The organism is Paraburkholderia ginsengiterrae, assembly GCF_001645125.1.
In the GTDB taxonomy this organism is placed as follows: domain Bacteria; phylum Pseudomonadota; class Gammaproteobacteria; order Burkholderiales; family Burkholderiaceae; genus Paraburkholderia; species Paraburkholderia ginsengiterrae.
Genome location: NZ_LXKA01000292.1, coordinates 1 through 437, shown reverse-complemented (window position 1 = coordinate 437; position 437 = coordinate 1). Strand labels below are relative to the sequence as shown.

1 protein-coding gene is annotated in these 437 nt (G+C 61.1%); it reads left to right on the top strand.

The features are described 5' to 3' along the window. Positions 1-31: 31 nt before the first annotated feature. Positions 32-437: hypothetical protein (locus A6V37_RS20865; protein ID WP_157447895.1), on the top strand; the 406-nt coding region annotated here is incomplete at its 3' end.

Sequence of the window (437 nt, the reverse complement as noted above, 5' to 3'; positions counted from 1 at the left end):
GATACTTCAGGCGCGAACAGCTTCTGCATCAATGCTGGCGAGTACTTCATGGAAGTTCGTCGTGATCCCACGACGACTGCGCAGTCACCGCATCCTGCGGGTTCCCCCCTTCATCCGGTTCCTGTGGGCTGCCATGTTCATCCTGGCCGTCTACACGAACGTGGTGGGATGGTTCGCGGCACAGGACCTCGGCGATCCGCGATGGGTGCAATTCCCGTTGATCCAGCTCGGTTTCACGGTGGGATTGATCGCGGATGACCTGTGGTGGCACTGGCGGGATGGCGTGGCCCATGCGCTGCACTTCGAGGACGTGATTGACGGAACCTGCCCCGACACTGAACAGCAAATCTGCGAAGCCGCTGTGTGGCGCTGGTACGAAATGCAGGGCAGACCGTGGCGAATCAGTTCGCGCCGTGATCGCCCGCACGTGCGGTTTG